The organism is Micromonospora sp. NPDC005087, from assembly GCF_042872965.1.
Taxonomy (GTDB): Bacteria; Actinomycetota; Actinomycetes; order Mycobacteriales; family Micromonosporaceae; genus Micromonospora.
The window spans coordinates 187,190-204,798 of sequence record NZ_JBIALB010000013.1 but is presented as its reverse complement, the minus strand read 5'-3'; the positions used below and the strand labels follow the sequence as shown (position 1 = coordinate 204,798).

Sequence of the window (17,609 nt, the reverse complement as noted above, 5' to 3'; positions counted from 1 at the left end):
CCATCCGTAGCATCATCGTGCGGGCGTGGAAGCACTACCGGTGGGACACCCGACCCCGCAGCCCTCGCATCCGATGACCTACTGGCGGACGCTCTAAGTGGACTTCGCAGGCTATGACCCCGCCGGGGGACGGCCGAGCCGGGGAATCGTCTCCGCGAAGATCGTCGTCGCGGGCGGCTTCGGCGTCGGTAAGACGACGCTGGTCGGGTCGATCTCCGAGATCACACCGCTGACGACGGAGGCGGTGATGACCGCGGCCGGTGTCGGCATCGACGATCCGTCCAAGGTGCCGGGCAAGGAGACCACCACGGTCGCCATGGACTTCGGCCGTATCACCATGGCGCAGGACCTGATTCTGTACCTCTTCGGCACCCCCGGCCAGACCCGGTTCTGGTTCATGTGGGACGAGATCATCCGGGGTGCGGTGGGTGCGGCCGTGTTGGTGGACACCCGCCGGATCACGGACGCCTTCGCGCCCCTGGACTACTTCGAGAACCGCAACCTGCCGTACGTGGTGGCGCTGAACCGGTTCGACGACGCTCCCCAGTACGAGCTGGAGGAGGTCCGCGAGGCGCTGGCCATCTCGCCGCAGGTGCCACTGGTGATGACCGACGCCCGGCACCGGGAGTCGGTCAAGCAGGTGCTGGTGACGGTGGTCGAGCACGCCATGCTCCGGCTCGAGGCCGAGCACGGCCGGGGATTCGCCACGCCGGTCGGCTGACCCGGGGCGGCCGGCCGGCACACGCCGGCCGGTCGCGAGGCGTCAGTCGACCCGGAGCCGGTAGCCGCGCTTGACCACGGTCTGCACCACGCGGGGGGCGTGCAGGCCGGCCCGGAGCCTGGCCACGGCCATCTCCACCGCGTGCTCGTCCGCGCCCCGGGGCAGGGTTCGCAGGAGCGCGGTACGGGACAGCACCCGGCCGGGGGACTGGGCCAGCGCACGCAGCACCGCCATCGGGGCGGGGGCGAGCGGGCGCAGCTCGCCGTCGATCATCGCGGCGTGTCCGCGCAGGGTGAGCAGGTGCCCACCGGCCTTGAACGTCGTCGTCCGGCGGGGCAGCTCGTCGACGATGGTCCGTACCAGCGCGCCCAGCCGGGCCCGGCCCGGCGCGCTGACCGGCACCCCGAGCCGTAGCAGCGGCTCGGCGGTCACCGCGCCGACGCAGCTGGCCAGCACGTCGCCACGGAACGCGGACAGCACGGCGTCGGTACGGTCGCCGGCCGTCCGCAGCAGCGCCTCGGCCGCCGGTGCCGAGGTGAACGTCACCGCGTCCACCAGCCGGCCGGCGATCAGGTCGACCAGCCGGTGCAGCGGCGCCGGGTCGGTCGGCGGTGCCCAGCGGTAGACCGGCACCTCGATCACCGTGGCCCCGGCGGCCTCCAGCGCGAGCGTGCAGTCCGGCTGCCGCTCGCCGTGCAGCTGCATGGCGATCACCTGCCCGGCCACCCCGCGCCGCCGCAGGTGGTCGACGACCTCGTCGCAGCTCTCCGAGGCGGGCGACCACTGGTCGTGCAGCCCGGCGGCGCGGATCGCGCCGCGTGCCTTGGGGCCTCGGGCCACCACGTACGACCTGGCGAGCACCGAGCGCAGTGGCTCGGCCAGCCCCCAGCCCTCGGCAGCCTCCAGCCACCCGCGCATGCCGATGCCGGTGTTGGCCATCAGGATGTCCGGCGGCCGGTCCAGGCAGGCGCGGGTCGCCTCGCGCAGCTTGGTGTCGTCGGACAGCGGCACGATGCGCAGAGCCGGGGCGAGGACCACCCGGGCACCTCGGCGTTCGAGCAGCGCGGCCAACTCGTCGCGCCGCCGGTCGGCGGTCACCCCGATGGTGAAGCCGGCCAGTTCCTCCCGCATCAGGCCTCCTGTCGCAGCCGCACCTCGACCAGCCCGTCCCGGCAGCGCACGTCGTGCCGGGCCACGGCCACCCCGGGCAGGTCGAGGCAGCGACCGGTGCGCAGGTCGTACACCTGCTTGTGCAGCGGCGAGGCAACCGTCGGCGCCGCGCCGCGGCTGCCCACGATGCCCCGGGACAGCACGTACGCGCCGGTGACCGGATCGTGGTTGTCGATGGCGAACAGCCCGTCCGTGGTCCGGAAGAGTGCCACCTGCACGCCGTCGACCAGGGCGGCGACGCCGCGGTCGGGCTCCAGCCGGTCGAGCCGGCAGATCCGGGTCCAGGTCAGGGTGGCGGTCCCGCTCATCGCCGTACCTCCGGCAGGCCCAGTGCCACGGGCTGCCGCCGCCGGCCGGTGTCGGCCGGTTCCCGTTCCCGACGGTCGTCGCCCGGGGTGGCGGGCGGCGGACCACCGCCCGCCGGCACCGGCTGGCCGCGCTCCAGCGCGAAGGTGATCGACGGGTCGGGTACGTCCGGCGCGTTGACGAAGGAGGTGAACCGGCGCAGCCGCTCCGGGTCGTTCAGCACGTCCCGCCACTCGTCGGAGTACGACGCGACGTGCCGGGCCATCGCCGCGTCGAGGTCGGCGCAGAGCCCCAGCGAGTCGTCGACGATGACCGACCGCAGATGGTCGAGGCCGCCGTCCATCGCCTCGATCCAGGCGGCGGTGCGTTGCAGCCGCTCGGCGGTGCGGATGTAATACATCAGGAACCTGTCGATCAGCGAGATCAGCGCTTCGGTGGACAGGTCGGAGGCGAACAGGTCGGCGTGCCGGGGCCGGAAACCGCCGTTGCCGCCGACGTACAGGTTCCAGCCGGTCTCGGTGGCGATCACGCCGAAGTCCTTGCCGCGCGCCTCGGCGCACTCCCGGGCGCAGCCGGAGACCGCCGACTTGATCTTGTGCGGGGCGCGTAGCCCCCGGTAGCGCAGCTCCAGCGCGACGGCGAGCCCCACCGAGTCCTGCACCCCGTACCGGCACCAGGTCTCGCCGACACAGGACTTCACCGTGCGCAGCGCCTTGCCGTACGCGTGGCCGGACTCGAAGCCGGCATCCACCAGCCGCCGCCAGATCTGCGGCAGCTGCTCCACCCGGGCTCCCAACAGGTCGATCCGCTGACCACCGGTGATCTTCGTGTAGAGGCGGAAGTCCCGGGCCACCTCGCCGATGACGATCAGCTTCTCCGGGGTGATCTCCCCGCCGGGGATCCGCGGCACGACGGAGTAACTGCCGTCGCGTTGCAGGTTGGCCAGGAAGTGGTCGTTGGTGTCCTGTAGCGACGCCTGCTCGCCGTCGAGCACGTGCCCCGCGCCCAGCGAGGCGAGGATCGACGCCACCACGGGCTTGCAAATGTCGCAGCCGCGTCCCCGGCCGTGTTCGGCGACCAGCCGGGAGAAGGTGCGGATGCGGCGTACCCGGACGATCTCGAACAGCTCGCGCCGGCTGGCGTCGAAGTGCTCGCAGAGCGCGGTGGACTGCGCCACGCCGGCCGCGTCCAGGAGCTGCTTCAGCATCGGCACGCAGGAGCCGCAGCTGGTGCCGGCCCTGGTGCACGCCTTCAGTGCCGACACGTCCGCGCATCCACCGGCGATGGCGGCGTCCACGTCGCCCCGGGTCACCGCGTTGCAGGAGCAGACCTGGGTGGCGGCGGGCAGCGCGCCGGCGTCCGCGCCGCCGTCCGGCGCGAGCAGCGCCAGCGGAGCGGCCGGCAACGGGCCACCGACGCTGGCCCGCAGCGTCGGGTACGCGCTGGCGTCACCGACCAGCACACCACCGAGCAGGGTGCGCGCGTCGTCGGAGAGGACCAGCTTGGCGTAGACCCGGGTGGCCGGGTCGGTGAACGTGACATCCAGGCAGCCCGGGGTCACGCCGTGCGCGTCGCCGAACGAGGCCACGTCGACGCCGAGCAGTTTCAGCCTGGTGGCGGTGTCCGCGCCCGGGAAGGTCGCCGCACCGCCGAGGAGCCGGTCGACCACCACCTCGGCCGTGGCGTACCCCGGGGCGACCAGCCCGTGGCAGGTGCCGTCGACCGCCGCGCACTCGCCGACCGCCCAGATCCGCTCGTCGGCGCTGCGGCAGGTCGCGTCGACCAGCACCCCGCCGCGCGGACCCAGCGGCAGGCCGGCGGCCCGGGCCAGTTCGTCCCGGGGCCGGATGCCGGCGGCCACCACCACCAGTTCGGCCTCCACCGTGCGGCCGTCGGAGAGGTCCAGCGCGGCGACCGCGCCGTCCGGACCGGGCCGGATCGCGGTGGTGGCCACCCCGAGGTGGGTCCGCACGCCCAGCTCCTCGACGTAGCGGCGGAGCATCGCGCCGCCGGCCGGGTCCACCTGCACCGGCATCAGCCGGGGTGCGAACTCGACCACGTCGGTGCTCAGGCCGAGCAGCCGCAGGGCGTTCGCCGCCTCCAGCCCCAGCAGCCCGCCGCCGATCACCGCGCCGGCCCGCCGGCCCCGCGCGTACGTCCGGATCGCCACCAGGTCGTCGAGGGTGCGGTAGACGAAGACCCCGGGCAGGTCCGCGCCGGGCACCGGCGGCACGAACGGGTACGACCCGGTGGCCAGCACCAGCGCGTCGTACCGGTGTTCGCCGGTGGCCGTGCTGACCACCCGCCGCTCGCGGTCGATCGCGGTGGCCGGCTCGCCCAGGCGTAGCCGCACCCCGTCGTGCGGGGTGTGCAGGTTCAACGCGTCCGCGTCCACCCCGTCGAAGAAGGCCGAGAGTCGCACCCGGTCGTACGCGGGTCGGCTCTCCTCGGCGAGCACCGTCACCCGCCAGCGCCCGCGCGGGTCGCGGGCCCGCAGCGCGTCCACGAAGCGCTGCCCGACCATGCCGTTGCCGATGACGACCAGATCGCCGTCGTTCATCGTGTCACCTCCACGGAGTCCGCCTGGGAAAGCCAGTCGACGATGCCGGCGACGGCGTCCCGACAGCCGCCGCAGCCGGTTCCGGCCCGGGTCGCCGCCAGCACGGCGTCGACGCTCCGGGCGCCGGAGCGCCAGCAGCTCACCAGGGCGCCCTTGGTCACGGTGTTGCACTGGCAGACCGTGGCCGCGTCCGGCATCAGCGCCGGGGACGCGGCCGGTGCCGCGCCGGCGCTGCCCGAGGCCCGGCCCAGCAGCAGTGACCGCCGGTCGGCCGGGACCGGCTGACCCCGGTCGAAGAGCTGGATCACGGTGCCGATCGTCGGGTTGTCGCCGATCAGGATCGCGCCGGTCAGCCGCTCGTCGCGGATCCGCAGCCGGGCGTACGTGCCCCGGGTCGGGTCGCTGAAGGTCAGTTCCTCACCCGGACCACCGCCGGTGGCGTCGCCCATCGCGGCCAGGTCGACACCGGCCGCCTTGAGCCGGGTCACCGCCGGCCGGGGCCGGTACCGGGCCAGCGGCTCGGCACCGCTGAGCACCTGGGCCAGCACCCGTGCCTGGGCCCAGGCGGGGGCGACCAGCCCGGTGAGTGTGTCGTCGTGCTCGGCGCAGTCGCCGATCGCGGAGATCCGCCGGTCGCTGGTGCGCAGCCGGTCGTCCACGACCACGCCGCGACGCACGTCCAGGCCGGCGTCGGCGGCGAGCGTGGTGTCGGGGCGTACCCCGCAGGAGAGCACCAACAGGTCGGCGTGGAGCGACCGGCCGTCGGCCAGGTCGAGGCGGACGCCGGTCGAGTCCGCGGCCACGCCGGTCGCCGGCACGGCCAGCTGGATGGTGACGCCCAGGCCGGTGAGCGTGTCGGCGAGCACGCCGCCGGCCATCGGGTCGAGCTGCCGTTCCATCAGGTGCCCGGTGGGGTGGACCACGGTGGTCGCCAGCCCCCGGGTGGCCAGCCCGCGGGCGGCCTCCAGGCCGAGCAGTCCGCCGCCCAGGACCAGCGCGCTGCGCGCGCCGCCGGCCACCCGGAGGATCCGCCGGCAGTCGTCCAGGGTGCGGAACGGCGCCACCCGGCGCGGCAGCTCCCCGGTCAGGCCGGGCAGCGGCGGCACCATCGCCCGGCTTCCGGTGGCCAGCACCAGGTGGTCGTAGCCGATCCGGTCGCCGTCGGCGGTGTGGACCGTCCGGCCGGCCCGGTCGATGCCGGTCACCGGCACGCCGGTGCGCAGGTCGCTGCTGTGCCTGGCGGCCTCGGCCAGCTCCACGTCCTGCTCGCCGATCCGGCCGGCCAGCAGCGCGGAGAGCATGATCCGGTTGTACGCCCGGTGCGGTTCCGCCCCGAGCACGGTGACCTTCCGGTCGCCGGCGCGGGCGTGCAGCTCGGCGGCGAGCCGTGCGCCCGCCATCCCGTTGCCGACGACCACCACGCGCTCGGTCATGCCCTCTCCACCCGCACGGCGCAGATCTTGAACTCGGGCATGCCGGAGATCGGGTCCACCGCGTCGTTGGTGACCGAGTTGGCCCGGGCGGGGCCCGGCCAGTGGAACGGCGCGAAGACGGTGTCCGGCCGGATGGTCGGGCTGAGCCGGGCCGGCGCCCGCAGCTCGCCCCGCCGGGAGGTGACCCGTACCGGCTCACCGTCGCCGATGCCGAGCCGGGCGGCCAGGTCGGGGTGCAGCTCGACGAAGGCGTCCGGTGCGGCCAGACGCAGCGCGTCCACCCGGCGGGTCTGGGTGCCGGACTGGTACTGGGCGAGCACCCGGCCGGTGGTGAAGTGCAGCGGGTACTCGTCGCAGACCGGCTCGGCGGCGGGACGGTGGTCCACCGGATGGAACCGGGCCCGCCCGTCCGGGGTGGCGAACCGGTCGGTGAAGAGTCGTGGCGTGTCCGGCCCGTCCTCGGTGGGGCAGGGCCAGAAGACACCGTCGGCGGCGTCGATCCGGGACCAGCTGATCCCGGCGTAGTCGGCCGGCCCACCGGCGGAGGCCCGCCGCAGCTCCGCGAAGACGGCGGCCGGGTCGGTCGGGAACCGGGCCACCGCGGCGCCGGTCGGCACCTCTGTCGGCTCGGCGGCGGCCAACCGGGCCGCCAGGTCGGCGAGGATGGCCAGATCGGTACGGACGCCCGGCGGGGGAGGGCGGAGCGCCCGTCGGCGCAGCACCCGGCCCTCCAGGTTGGTCATGGTGCCGTCCTCCTCGGCCCACTGCGCGGTGGGCAGCACCACGTCGGCCAGCGCGGCCGTCTCGGACAGCAGCAGGTCGGCCACGACCAGCAGATCGAGCTCCCGCAGTCGGCGTTCGACGTGGGCCGCCCGGGGTGCGGACACCACCGGGTTGGAGCCGAGCACCAGCAGCGCCCGTGGCCCGCCCGGGGTGCCGAGCGAGTCGAGCAGTTGGTACGCCGGCACGCCCGGGCCGGGCAGCTCGTCGGCCGGTACGCCCCAGACCCCGGCGACGTGCTCCCGTGCGGCCGGGTCGTCGATGCGCCGGTAACCGGGCAACTGGTCGGCCTTCTGCCCGTGCTCCCGTCCACCCTGGCCGTTGCCCTGGCCGGTCAGGCAGCCGTACCCGGAGCCGGGGCGGCCGGGTAGCCCGAGGGCGAGTGCGAGGTTGACGTACGCGGTGACGGTGTCCACGCCCTTGGCGTGCTGTTCGGCGCCGCGCGCGGTGAGGATGATCGCCCGTCCGGCGGTGCCCAGAGCCCGGGCGGTCGCCTCCAGGTCGGCCACCGGCACGCCGGAGAGCTGTTCCGCGCGGGCCGGCCACCAGGCCGCCACGCTGCGCCGGACCGCCGCGAAGCCGGTGGTCCGCTCCCCGACGTACGCCCGGTCGACCCAGCCCTCGGTGAGCGCGATGTGCAGCAGCGCGTTGGCCACCGCCAGGTCGGTGCCGGGCAGCGGTTGCAGGTGCAGGTCGGCCTGGCGTGCGGTGGCGGTGGCCCGTGGGTCGACCACGATCAGCCGGCCGCCGTTGCGGCGCTGCTCGGTCAGCCAGCGGACCAGCGGCGGCATGGTCTCCGCCGGGTTGGCGCCGACCAGCAGCAACGTGTCGGCCCGGCCCAGGTCGGCGAGGGGGAACGGCAGCCCGCGGTCGACGCCGAAGGCACGTAGGCCGGCGGCAGCCGCCGAGGACATGCAGAACCGTCCGTTGTAGTCGATGTGCCGGGTGCGCAGCGCGACCCGGGCGAACTTCCCCAGCGCGTAGGCCTTCTCGTTGGTCAGTCCGCCGCCGCCGAACACGGCGACCGCGTCCCGGCCGGACTCGGCCTGGACGGCGCGGATGCCGGTGACGATCCGTTTCAGCGCGGCGTCCCAGCTGGCCGGGCGCAGCTCGCCGCTGGCCGGGTCGCGCAGCAACGGGGTGGTCAGTCGTTCGGGGTGGTCGAGCAGCTCGGCGGCGGTCCAGCCCTTCTGGCACAGCCCGCCCCGGTTGGTGGGGAACTGCCGGGGGAGCACCGTCACCCCGTCGGGCTCCTCGCGCAGCAGCATGCCGCACTGGAGCGCGCAGTACGGGCAGTGCGTGGCAACCTCGCGGGGCGGGAACCCCGGTGGAGTTGCCGACCGTGCACCGTCTGTCATGTCGGCAAAGCGTGCCGTCGGGCGGTTTCCGGTCCGGGTCCCTTCTGTTTCGGTCCTGTCAAGTGGGGCTCACACCGCACCGAGGCAGGGGACGCGATGGCGGGGCGACGCCCTCGGCCTAGAATATGAGAAACCTGTCTCGATAATTGGGAGGGCGCGATGAGCGTGGCGGACGCCTTCGACGCGGTGGCGGGCAGCTACGACGCGGCACGCCGACGGTTGGTCCCCTGCTTCGACTCCTTCTACGGCACGGCGGTGCAGGTGGCCGCGCCCCCGCTGCGGGCCGCGCAGGCGGCCGGGCGTACCCCGGAGGTGCTGGACCTGGGCGCGGGCACCGGCCTGCTCTCGTTGCTGCTCGCCGCCGCGGTACCGGGGGTGCGGCTGACCCTGGTGGACGCCGCGCCGGCGATGCTCGCCCGCGCCGCCGACCAGCTGCACGTCCGGTCCGTGCCGCACCGGACGGTCCGGGCCGACCTGGCCGACCCGCTGCCGACAGGCCGGTACGACGCGGTGGTCAGCGCGCTGGCGATCCACCACCTGGCCGACACCGGCAAACGTGCCCTCTACCGGCGGGCCGCCGCCGCGCTGGTGCCCGGCGGGGTGTTCGTCAACGCCGAGCAGGTGGCCGGCCCGACCCCGACTCTGGACCGGCGCTACGACGAGGTGTGGACCGAGCGGATCACCGAGCTGGGCTCGCCCTCCGAGGAGATCGCCGCCGCCCGGGAGCGGATGCGGCACGACCGACCGGCGACCGTCGCCGACCAGTGCCGGTGGCTCACCGAGGCCGGCCTGGTCGATGTCGACTGCTACTTCAAGGAATGGCGCTTCGCGGTGTTCGGCGGTCGGGCGACCGGCGCCGGGCGCTGACGCGGTCCGACCAACGCCGGAATGTACGTTTCGACGCCAATGGTGACCTGCCCGGTCGCGAGGATGACTGACGGTCATACCGATGGGTAGTCTCACCGGCATGACTGCCAAGGTGACCCTGTCGTTCACAGACGAGACGATCGAGGAGGCCCGACGGTTCGCCAAGCGCGAGGGCCTGTCGCTCTCCGCGTGGATGGACCAGGCCGCCCGGGAGAAGGCGCTGCGTGAGGTCTTCACCGCACACGCCGCCGCGGTGAACCGCGCTGGCCTGGATCTGGAATCCGCCGCCCTCGCCGACGCGCGCGAGGTGGGCATGGTCGACGACCTGCTCTTCCGCGGCCGGCCGCGTGCTGCGTAGGGGTGAGGTCTGGCGCATCGAGGGCGCCCGGGAACGCCTCGGACTCGTGATCAGCTCGGACGTCTACAACTCCACCGACGTGCCCATCGTGATCGTCGTCGAGGTGGTCGAGGAGTCGCTGCTGCGGGACTCCCCGCTCGCCGTGTCGATGGGCCGGTACGTGGTGATGCCCGACCGGCTCTCCTCGCCGATGAAGAAGTGGTTCACCGAATGCGTGGATGTCGCCGACACCGACACCATGCTCCGGGTCGGCCGCGCGCTGCGCATCCTCCAGGAGCTCTGACCACCGCCGCTACCCGTCCGGCCGTCGCCGGGCGGGTCTCACCGTCGCCGCCGGCCTGCGGTGCGGCCCTCGTTTCCGCGCCGACCCGCGACGGGCACTGCCCGGTAACCCGGCGTTCCTAGCGTTCCCCCTGGTCACACCGACGAGGAGGAGCCGCAGTGAGCACGCTCACCAGCACAACCGCCCCACCCGCCGCCGCCGGGCGCCGGCACGAGCTCGCCGACTGGCGGCCCGAGGACCCCGACTTCTGGCGTACGACGGGCGCGCCGATCGCCCGGCGCAACCTCTGGGTCTCGATCTTCGCCGAGCACGTCGGCTTCTCGGTGTGGAGCCTCTGGTCGGTGACCGTGCTCTTCCTCGGCCCCGAGTACGGCATCGACCCGGCCGGCAAGTTCCTGCTCACCGCGGTGCCAGCCGCGCTGGGCGCGGTGCTGAGGCTGCCGTACACGCTGGCGGTGGCCCGCTTCGGCGGACGACGGTGGACCATCGTCAGCGCGCTGCTACTGCTGGTGCCCGCCGTGCCGATGGCGGTGCTGCTGGAGCCGGGCGTCTCGTACCCGACCCTGATGGTGCTGGCCTGTCTGACCGGGGTCGGCGGCGGCAACTTCGCCTCCTCGATGGCGAACATCAACCTGTTCTATCCGCAGCGGCTCAAGGGCCGGGCCCTCGGGCTCAACGCCGGTGGCGGCAACCTGGGCGTACCCGCGGTGCAACTGGTCGGGCTGACGGTGCTGGCCACCGCCGGGGCCGCGTACCCCCGGCTGGTGCCGGCGGTCTACCTACCGCTGATCGTGCTGGCCGCGCTGGCGGCAGCCCGGTGGCTGGACACCGTCCCCGGGGCCCGGAACGAGCCCGGCGCGCTGCGCGAGGCGGCCCGCGACCCGCACACCTGGATCATGTCGGTGCTCTACGTCGGCACCTTCGGGTCGTTCATCGGGTTCGGCTTCGCCTTCGGCCAGGTGCTCCAGCTCCAGTTCGCCGAACGCTTCCCCACCCCGGTCGACGCCGCCGGGCTGACCTTCCTCGGCCCGTTGGTCGGCTCGCTGATCCGGCCGCTGGGCGGGCACCTCGCCGACCGGCTGGGCGGAGCCCGGGTGACCTTCTGGAACTTCGTGGCGATGGCGGCCGGCGCCGGAACCGTCCTGTACGCGGCCCGGGAGCGGTCGTTCGTGCTCTACCTGGTGGGTTTCCTCGCCCTGTTCGTCTTCTCCGGCGTCGGCAACGGCTCCACGTACAAGATGATCCCGGCGATCTTCCGGGCCCGGGCGGCGGGCGCGGTGGCCGACGGCCGGTGCGATCCGGTGGCCGCCGCCCGCTGGGCCCGCCGGATGACCGGCGCGCTGATCGGCATCGCGGGAGCCGTGGGCGCCTCCGGCGGACTGCTGGTCAACGTCGCGTTCCGCCAGTCGTTCCGCACCACCGGCACGGCCGACGCCGCCTACCTCGCGTTCATCACCTGGTACGCGTTCTGCGTCGCGGTGACCTGGCTCGTCTACCGTCGGCGGGGGGCGGCCCGACTGGCCGGCGTGTGAGCTGTGCCATGATGGGCCGTGTCGGCACGCGCGACCGTACCCCCGTTTTGACCTGCTGATGGGGCGCCGGGTATCGTTGCCTGCTGTTGTACGACATCCAGAGGCGTGCCCTATCAGGTACGCTTGGTCGTTCGTGCGCGCTGGTCCGGCCTGCAAGATCTGGTCACCTCGGCGCGCGACCCCAGACCGACGACGAGACAAGGTAGACCTGTGCGTACGTACAGCCCGAAGCCGGGTGAGATCGAGCGTCAGTGGCACGTCATCGACGCCTCTGATGTCGTGCTGGGCCGCCTGGCCACCCACGCCGCCACGTTGCTGCGTGGTAAGCACAAGCCGACTTTCGCGCCGCACGTCGACACGGGCGACTTTGTCGTCATCGTGAACGCGGGCAAGGTTGCGCTGACCGGCAACAAGCGCCAGACCAAGATCGCCTACCGCCACTCCGGTTACCCGGGTGGTCTGAAGCAGATCGGCTACGAGGAGCTGCTGACCAAGCGCCCCGAGCGGGCCATCGAGCTCGCCGTGAAGGGGATGCTCCCGCACAACAAGCTCGGCCGTCAGCTGATCAAGAAGCTGAAGGTCTACGCCGGTGCCGAGCACCCGCACCTCGCGCAGCAGCCGGTGCCGTTCGAGATCAAGCAGATCGCGCAGTGAGCGCGGGCGAAGGAAGCAGCATGACCGACATCACCGAGACCGAGGTTGCCCCGGAAGCCCCCGAGGCCACCGAGGCGCCGGCGCCCGTCGCCCGCGCGCCTCGTGGTGACCGGCCGATCCAGACCGTGGGCCGCCGCAAGGAGGCCATCGTCCGGGTCCGTATCGTCCCGGGCACCGGCAAGATCACCTGCAACGGCCAGGACCTCGAGGCCTACTTCCCGAGCAAGGTGCACCAGCAGCTCATCAAGGACCCGCTGGTCACCGCCGAGAAGCTCGAGCAGTTCGACGTCATCGCCAACCTGCGTGGCGGCGGCACCACCGGGCAGGCCGGTGCGCTCCGGCTGGGCATTGCCCGCGCGCTGATCATCAACGAGCCGGACGACCGCCCGGCCCTGAAGAAGGCCGGCTTCCTCACCCGGGACGCCCGGGTCAAGGAGAGCAAGAAGTACGGCCTCAAGAAGGCCCGTAAGGCTCCCCAGTACTCGAAGCGCTGATCTTCGCCAGCGCCTTGTACTTCTGACGGACGGCCGGTCCGCCTCCCCTCGAACGGGGAGGTGGGCCGGCCGTTCCGCTTTCTCCTCATTGGCAGTGCTCATCGGAAGTTGGCGGGTATGGGTCGGTTGTTCGGCACGGACGGCGTACGCGGGCGGGCAAACGCGGATCTCACCCCGGAGTTGGCGCTCGCGCTCGCGGTGGCCGCCGCGCACACTCTCGCCGAGACGGACCGCAGCCATCCGCCGCTCGCCGTGGTCGGCCGGGACACCCGGGCCAGCGGCGAGATGCTGGAAGCGGCCGTGGTGGCCGGGCTGACCAGCGCCGGCGCCAACGTGGTGCGGGTCGGCGTGCTGCCCACTCCGGCGGTCGCGTTCCTCACCGCGGAGGCCAAGGCCGACCTCGGGGTGATGCTCTCCGCGTCACACAACCCGATGCCGGACAACGGCATCAAGCTCTTCGCCGCCGGCGGGCACAAGCTGCCCGACGAGATCGAGATGCAGATCGAGGCGGCCGTCGAGACGAACGCCACCACCGCCTGGGACCGGCCGATCGGCGCCGGTGTCGGCCGGGTGCACGACCTGCTCGACGGCGCCGACCACTACGTCCAGCACCTGGTCGGCACCGTGCCGCACCGGCTCGACGGGATCAAGGTCGTGGTCGACTGCGCCAACGGCGCCGCCGCCGAGGTCGCCCCGGTCGCCTACCGGGAGGCCGGCGCGGAGGTCGTGGCGATCCACGCCGAGCCGGACGGGCTGAACATCAACGACGACTGCGGCTCGAACCACATCGAGGCGCTGCGAGAGGCCGTCGTCGAGCACGGCGCCCACCTGGGCATCGCCCACGACGGCGACGCCGACCGCTGCGTGGCGGTCACCGCCGACGGCGACGAGGTCGACGGCGACCAGGTGATGGCCATCCTCGCGCTCGCCATGCGGGACGCCGGCACGCTCACCCAGGACACCCTGGTGGCCACCGTGATGAGCAACCTCGGGCTGCGGCTGGCGATGTCCGCCGAGGGCATCCGGCTCATCGAGACGAAGGTCGGCGACCGGTACGTGCTGGAGGAGCTGCGCGCCTCCGGGCTGGCGCTCGGCGGTGAGCAGAGCGGCCACATCGTCATGCCCGCGCACGCCACCACCGGCGACGGAGTGCTCACCGGCCTGCACCTGATGGCCCGGATGGCGGACACCGGCCGATCCCTGGCCGAGTTGGCCTCGGTCGTCACCAAGCTGCCCCAGGTGCTGATCAACGTGCCGGTCGGCGACCGCACCGTCGGCGCCGCCGCGCCGGCCGTACGCGCCGAGGTCGAGCGGGCCGAGGCGGAGCTGGGCGAGACCGGTCGGGTGCTGCTGCGCCCGTCGGGCACCGAGCTGCTGGTCCGGGTGATGGTCGAGGCGGCCACCGAGCAGACCGCCCGCTCCGTCGCCGAGCGGATCGCGGAGCAGGTCCGCACCGCCAGCCCGGTCGGCTGAGGCCGCCACCCGGCGGCCTCACCACCGCAGTTGAGCCGCCCGCTCGTACGTGTCGGCGGGGTCCTCGCCGTCGGTGAGGTCGAGGTCCTCGACCATGCTGCCGTCACCGAGCCGGACCAACCGGTCGCAGCGGGCCGCGATCGACCGTTCGTGGGTGGCCAGCAGGATCGTCATGCCGTGCCGCTCCCGCAGGTCGAGCAGCAGGTCGAGGATCTGGGCGCTGGTGGTCGAGTCGAGGTTGCCGGTGGGCTCGTCGGCCAGCAGCAGCCCGGGCGCGCCCATCAGCGCCCGAGCGATGGCGACCCGCTGCTGCTCGCCACCGGACAGCTGCGCCGGCATCGCCCGCTCCCGTCCCGCGAGGCCGACCGCGTCGAGCAGCTCACGGGCCCGGGTCGCGTGGTCGGCCCGGCCGCGTTGCGGCAGCACCGGGGTGATCACGTTGTCCAGCACGGTCAACGCGGGCAGCAGGCGGTAGCGCTGGAAGACGAACCCCACCCGCTGCCGGTACCGGGCCAGCGCGGTGCGGCGCAGCGCCGTGATCTCCACGTCGTCGACCGTGATGGTGCCGCTGTCGGCCTGCTCGATGGCGCCGATCAGGTGCAGCAGGGTCGACTTGCCGGAGCCGCTGGGACCGGTCAGTGCCACGACCGACCCGGCCGTGATCTCCAGCGAGACGTCGTCGACCGCGGTCAGCCGCTCGGCTCCGGTGCGGAACTGCCGGGTCAGCCCGAGGGTCCGGACCGTGCTGCCCGTCGTTGCCTCCATCGTCACTCCTCTGCGAGTAGCCGTGCGGTCGGGAGCCGGCGCAGCAACGCGGCCGGCACGAGCGCCGCGAGACAGGTGACCAGCACCCCGACGAGCGCCACCGCGGCGGCGACCAGGACCAGGGCGCTCGGCAGGCCACCGACCAACCAGGCGGCCCCGGCGAGCCCCAGCCCGGCGCCGGCCACCGCCCCGAGCGCGCCGATGAGGAGCCCTTCGTAGCCCACGAGGCGGCCCAGCGCGGCGTCCGTCCAGCCGACCGCGCGCAGGGTGGACAACTCCGCGGCGCGGTCCCGGACGTTCAGGTACAGCACGTCGGCGACGGCGCCCGCGCCGAGCAGGACGGTGACGACCGCGGCCAGGGTGTCCGCGCCCCGCACGTTCAGCGAGACGGTGTCACCGAGCAGGCTGCCGACGATCGCGCCGCGGAAGGCGTAGGCGGCGGCGCTGACCAGGGTGAGCGCGGCCAGCCCGATGGCCAGCGCGCCCGCCCCGAGCAGGGTGCGCCCGGGCGTGCGGACCACATTGGACAGCGCCAGCCCGAACAGGCCGCGGGGCCGACGTACCCAGCGGGCCGGGGCCACCAGCGGTCGCAGGGCGGCGGCCGGGTGGGCGCCCGCGGCCCGCAGCGCCGGGACCAGGCCCGCCACCAGCGCCAGCAGCAGAGCCACCGGTACGGCGAGCACCGCCTGACGCCAACCGATCCCGATGTCCAGCGCGGCGGCCAGGGGGAACGCCAACCCCAGGGCGAGCAGGCCGGCGGCCAGCCCCAGCGCGGCCACCTCGCCGAGGACCAGCGCCGCGATCCGACGGGCTGACCAGCCCAGGCAGGCGAGCACCGCCAGCTCGCGGCGCCGGTCCCGGACGGCGGCGGACACGGCGTTGCCGAGGAACAGCCCGCAGACCACCAGCACCAGCCCGAACAGCACGAGGCTCTTGCGGTCGACGGCCTTGGTGATGACCGACGCCACCCCGAGGGCGGACCACGGCTCGGTGAGCCGCAGCTCGGGCCGGCCGAACGAGCCCGCCGGCAGCTCCACGGTCTGCGGGGCGGGAGACGAGCCGAAGGTGAGATCGACGTCCAGCCCGGTCGTGTCGGCGATCCGCTCGGCGATGAGCCGGACCCGCTCGGCGGACCGGTCGGTGTAGCCGTCGACGCCGGCGACCCGGACCCGGATCGCGCTGATCGGCGCTGTTCGGGTGGGGGTGGCGTCGTCCGCCAGCAGCTTCGGCACCGCAGTCAGGCTGGTGAGCATCAGCGGCGGCGAGGAGAGGTAGCCCGCCGGGTTTCCGCTCGGCTCCAGCGGCCGACCGCCCAGCGCCTGGCGGCTGCGTTCGTCGGCGCCGTCGGTGCGTGGCGGCTCGTAGGTCTCCAGTGGCACCCGGGACAGGTCGCTGAACCCGCTCACCTTCTCCGGATCGAAGATGCCGACGGTCCGCCAGAGCCGGACCTGGAGGTGCGCGCCCGACGGCGGCTGAGGAAGCGCAGTCACCGGGCGGAAGCCGTTGTCGTCGGCCAGCCACGGACGGGAGCGGAAGTTGAGATCGTTCTCGCCGCCGTAGAGCGCGTGATCGAACGGTGGTCGCACGACAGCGCGGAGAGTGCCGTCGGGGAGCCGCTCGTACTCCGGTGCGCCCGCCTGAATGATCGTCTGTAAATCACCCGTGCAGCAGCCGGTCTTGGAGATCCCCTCGGCGAGCAGGTCGCGGTACCCGTCGGTCAGCGCGTACTCCTCGGTCCCGACCCCGAGCCCGGTGGCGCTGCCCAGCGTCCGCTCCAGCTCGTCGATCGGCAGCCCCGCGGGTCGCGCCTGCGGCAGCCGGGTGAGGGCGGACCGCACGGTGACGTCGAGGTAGGGACGGCTGGTGCTCAACACCGGGACCGACCGCTCGGTCACATTGGGCCCGGGAGAGGTCTCGGTGGCCGTGTCGTCGAGCCGGAGCGAGCGACCCTCGGTCACCGCGTCGTCCAGGCCGACGAGGCGCTGCTCCGCGTCGGGGTCGACCGCCGCCAGCAGGAACGGCACCGTCACCCGGTAGGTGACCACCAGTTGGTCGGTGACGACGCGTTCGGCGCGGCCGGGGAACCAGCGGTTCGCCTCGAAGCGCCCGTCGGGCAGGAGCCGGACGGTGTCGACGCTCCAGTCCTCCCGTTCGGAGGTCAGCCCACCGTTCGCCGTCCGCACGGTCAGGCGCGGGTCGCAGATCGGTTCGCTGCGTCCACCGGGGAACACCTCCCGTGGGACCTGCCCGCAATAGTCGTCGTACTTGTACGTCTTGCCGTCCGAGTACGGAGACGACGAATCGTTCACGTCGCCGCCCCACTCGGGGTAGAGCAGCGGGCGCTTGGTCACGTACACGTAGCGCGGGCTGCTGGGGGCGGTGGAGAGCCCTCGCTCGGCGGTGAAGGTGGGGTTGAGCCGGATGACCTGCTGCTCCAGCGAGGGGTCGACCGCGCTGGTCACGTCGAATCGGACCGGCACCGTCGAGGTCGAATAGCCCAGCATGGCGATCGGCGCGGCGACGTCGATGCCGGCGAGCCCCTTCACCTGCTCGTACTGCGCGGGGGTGATGCCGCCGAAGAGGCCGGAGAGGTAGTTTGGGCGGACCAGCCCGCGTTCGGCCTCGAGCGGTGTGCGCGCCCCCTTGGGCCGGACCAGGATGTCGTAGGCGGCTCGGGTGTTGCGCTCCACCGCGCCGGTGACGTCGAGGCGGGAGGTGGTGGTGGCGCCGGTCAGGACGACGAAGCCGGTGGTCGCCACCAGCACCCCCGCCAGCAGCGCCACCGACCGCCCAGCACGGCCGCGTAGCTGCCCCCAGATGAACCCCAGCATGTCGCGCCTCCCCGTGTGCCACCT

14 protein-coding genes and 2 pseudogenes are annotated in these 17,609 nt (G+C 73.5%); 8 read left to right on the top strand and 8 right to left on the bottom strand.

Features of this window, described 5'->3' with window-relative positions; genetic code table 11:
* Positions 1 to 97 precede the first annotated feature (97 nt).
* Positions 98 to 721, top strand: a complete 624-nt coding sequence (locus tag ACFYPS_RS26800; RefSeq protein WP_354964765.1) for an ATP/GTP-binding protein — start codon at positions 98 to 100, stop codon at positions 719 to 721.
* A 42-nt stretch (positions 722 to 763) separates the two neighbouring features.
* Here the strand turns inward: ACFYPS_RS26800 and ACFYPS_RS26795 are convergent, their stop codons facing one another.
* The 6 genes and pseudogenes from ACFYPS_RS26795 to ACFYPS_RS26770 form a co-directional block, all read right to left on the bottom strand.
* Positions 764 to 1,852 carry a uroporphyrinogen-III synthase gene (locus ACFYPS_RS26795; RefSeq protein ID WP_354964764.1) on the bottom strand — a complete coding sequence of 363 codons (1,089 nt, stop codon included), beginning with the start codon at positions 1,850 to 1,852 and terminating at the stop codon, positions 764 to 766.
* Complete coding sequence (nirD, locus tag ACFYPS_RS26790) at positions 1,852 to 2,199, bottom strand: nitrite reductase small subunit NirD (protein ID WP_354964763.1); 348 nt, start codon at positions 2,197 to 2,199, stop codon at positions 1,852 to 1,854. Before nirD ends, ACFYPS_RS26795 begins: the two co-directional genes overlap by 1 nt.
* A complete protein-coding gene (gene nirB / locus ACFYPS_RS26785) occupies positions 2,196 to 4,757 on the bottom strand; it encodes a nitrite reductase large subunit NirB (RefSeq protein WP_387327820.1) in 2,562 nt (853 codons plus the stop codon). The genes nirD and nirB overlap by 4 nt, the downstream gene beginning before the upstream one ends.
* Positions 4,754 to 6,190, bottom strand: coding sequence for an FAD-dependent oxidoreductase (locus ACFYPS_RS26780; protein ID WP_354964761.1), 1,437 nt, complete (start codon positions 6,188 to 6,190; stop codon positions 4,754 to 4,756). The genes nirB and ACFYPS_RS26780 overlap by 4 nt, the downstream gene beginning before the upstream one ends.
* Positions 6,187 to 6,768 (bottom strand): annotated as a pseudogene (locus ACFYPS_RS26775) (molybdopterin oxidoreductase family protein); the annotation flags it as partial. The pseudogene ACFYPS_RS26775 and the gene ACFYPS_RS26780, both read right to left, overlap by 4 nt.
* A 60-nt stretch (positions 6,769 to 6,828) precedes the next feature.
* Positions 6,829 to 8,328: pseudogene (locus ACFYPS_RS26770) on the bottom strand (molybdopterin oxidoreductase family protein); the annotation flags it as partial.
* A 159-nt stretch (positions 8,329 to 8,487) separates the two neighbouring features.
* Between ACFYPS_RS26770 and ACFYPS_RS26765 the strand changes: the two are divergent.
* The 7 genes from ACFYPS_RS26765 (at position 8,488) to glmM (ending at position 13,989) form a co-directional block, all read left to right on the top strand.
* A complete protein-coding gene (locus tag ACFYPS_RS26765) occupies positions 8,488 to 9,195 on the top strand; it encodes a methyltransferase domain-containing protein (RefSeq protein ID WP_354964759.1) in 708 nt (235 codons plus the stop codon).
* A gap of 100 nt (positions 9,196 to 9,295) precedes the next feature.
* On the top strand, positions 9,296 to 9,553 hold the full coding sequence (locus ACFYPS_RS26760) for a DUF6364 family protein (RefSeq protein WP_354964758.1): 258 nt from the start codon (positions 9,296 to 9,298) through the stop codon (positions 9,551 to 9,553).
* Complete coding sequence (locus tag ACFYPS_RS26755) at positions 9,543 to 9,836, top strand: hypothetical protein (RefSeq protein WP_354964757.1); 294 nt, start codon at positions 9,543 to 9,545, stop codon at positions 9,834 to 9,836. The genes ACFYPS_RS26760 and ACFYPS_RS26755 overlap by 11 nt, the downstream gene beginning before the upstream one ends.
* Before the next feature lie 158 nt (positions 9,837 to 9,994).
* Positions 9,995 to 11,368, top strand: coding sequence for a nitrate/nitrite transporter (locus ACFYPS_RS26750; RefSeq protein ID WP_354964756.1), 1,374 nt, complete (start codon positions 9,995 to 9,997; stop codon positions 11,366 to 11,368).
* A 210-nt stretch (positions 11,369 to 11,578) separates the two neighbouring features.
* Entirely contained in the window at positions 11,579 to 12,022 is a 444-nt protein-coding gene (rplM, locus tag ACFYPS_RS26745; protein WP_074314528.1) for a 50S ribosomal protein L13, read from the top strand.
* 20 nt (positions 12,023 to 12,042) lie between these two features.
* Complete coding sequence (gene rpsI / locus ACFYPS_RS26740) at positions 12,043 to 12,516, top strand: 30S ribosomal protein S9 (protein WP_053653862.1); 474 nt, start codon at positions 12,043 to 12,045, stop codon at positions 12,514 to 12,516.
* A gap of 117 nt (positions 12,517 to 12,633) precedes the next feature.
* The gene (glmM, locus tag ACFYPS_RS26735) at positions 12,634 to 13,989 is read left to right on the top strand and encodes a phosphoglucosamine mutase (protein ID WP_354964755.1); all 1,356 of its coding nucleotides are present in this window, start codon (positions 12,634 to 12,636) and stop codon (positions 13,987 to 13,989) included.
* A gap of 18 nt (positions 13,990 to 14,007) precedes the next feature.
* Here glmM and ACFYPS_RS26730 read toward each other — a convergent pair whose 3' ends face one another.
* Both ACFYPS_RS26730 and ACFYPS_RS26725 read right to left on the bottom strand, forming a co-directional pair.
* Complete coding sequence (locus tag ACFYPS_RS26730; RefSeq protein WP_387327815.1) at positions 14,008 to 14,754, bottom strand: ABC transporter ATP-binding protein; 747 nt, start codon at positions 14,752 to 14,754, stop codon at positions 14,008 to 14,010.
* Positions 14,755 to 14,756: 2 nt separating this feature from the next.
* A complete protein-coding gene (locus tag ACFYPS_RS26725; protein WP_354964753.1) occupies positions 14,757 to 17,585 on the bottom strand; it encodes an FtsX-like permease family protein in 2,829 nt (942 codons plus the stop codon).
* Positions 17,586 to 17,609: the final 24 nt, after the last annotated feature.

Bases quoted from the DNA above. Each gene is read 5' to 3' on its own strand.
- ACFYPS_RS26795 (WP_354964764.1), bottom strand. From the start codon at position 1,852: ATGCGGGAGGAACTGGCCGGCTTCACCATCGGGGTGACCGCCGACCGG.
- nirD (WP_354964763.1), bottom strand. From the start codon at position 2,199: ATGAGCGGGACCGCCACCCTGACCTGGACCCGGATCTGCCGGCTCGAC.
- nirB (WP_387327820.1), bottom strand. From the start codon at position 4,757: ATGAACGACGGCGATCTGGTCGTCATCGGCAACGGCATGGTCGGGCAG.
- ACFYPS_RS26780 (WP_354964761.1), bottom strand. From the start codon at position 6,190: ATGACCGAGCGCGTGGTGGTCGTCGGCAACGGGATGGCGGGCGCACGG.
- ACFYPS_RS26765 (WP_354964759.1), top strand. From the start codon at position 8,488: ATGAGCGTGGCGGACGCCTTCGACGCGGTGGCGGGCAGCTACGACGCG.
- ACFYPS_RS26760 (WP_354964758.1), top strand. From the start codon at position 9,296: ATGACTGCCAAGGTGACCCTGTCGTTCACAGACGAGACGATCGAGGAG.
- rpsI (WP_053653862.1), top strand. From the start codon at position 12,043: ATGACCGACATCACCGAGACCGAGGTTGCCCCGGAAGCCCCCGAGGCC.
- glmM (WP_354964755.1), top strand. From the start codon at position 12,634: ATGGGTCGGTTGTTCGGCACGGACGGCGTACGCGGGCGGGCAAACGCG.
- ACFYPS_RS26730 (WP_387327815.1), bottom strand. From the start codon at position 14,754: ATGGAGGCAACGACGGGCAGCACGGTCCGGACCCTCGGGCTGACCCGG.
- ACFYPS_RS26725 (WP_354964753.1), bottom strand. From the start codon at position 17,585: ATGCTGGGGTTCATCTGGGGGCAGCTACGCGGCCGTGCTGGGCGGTCG.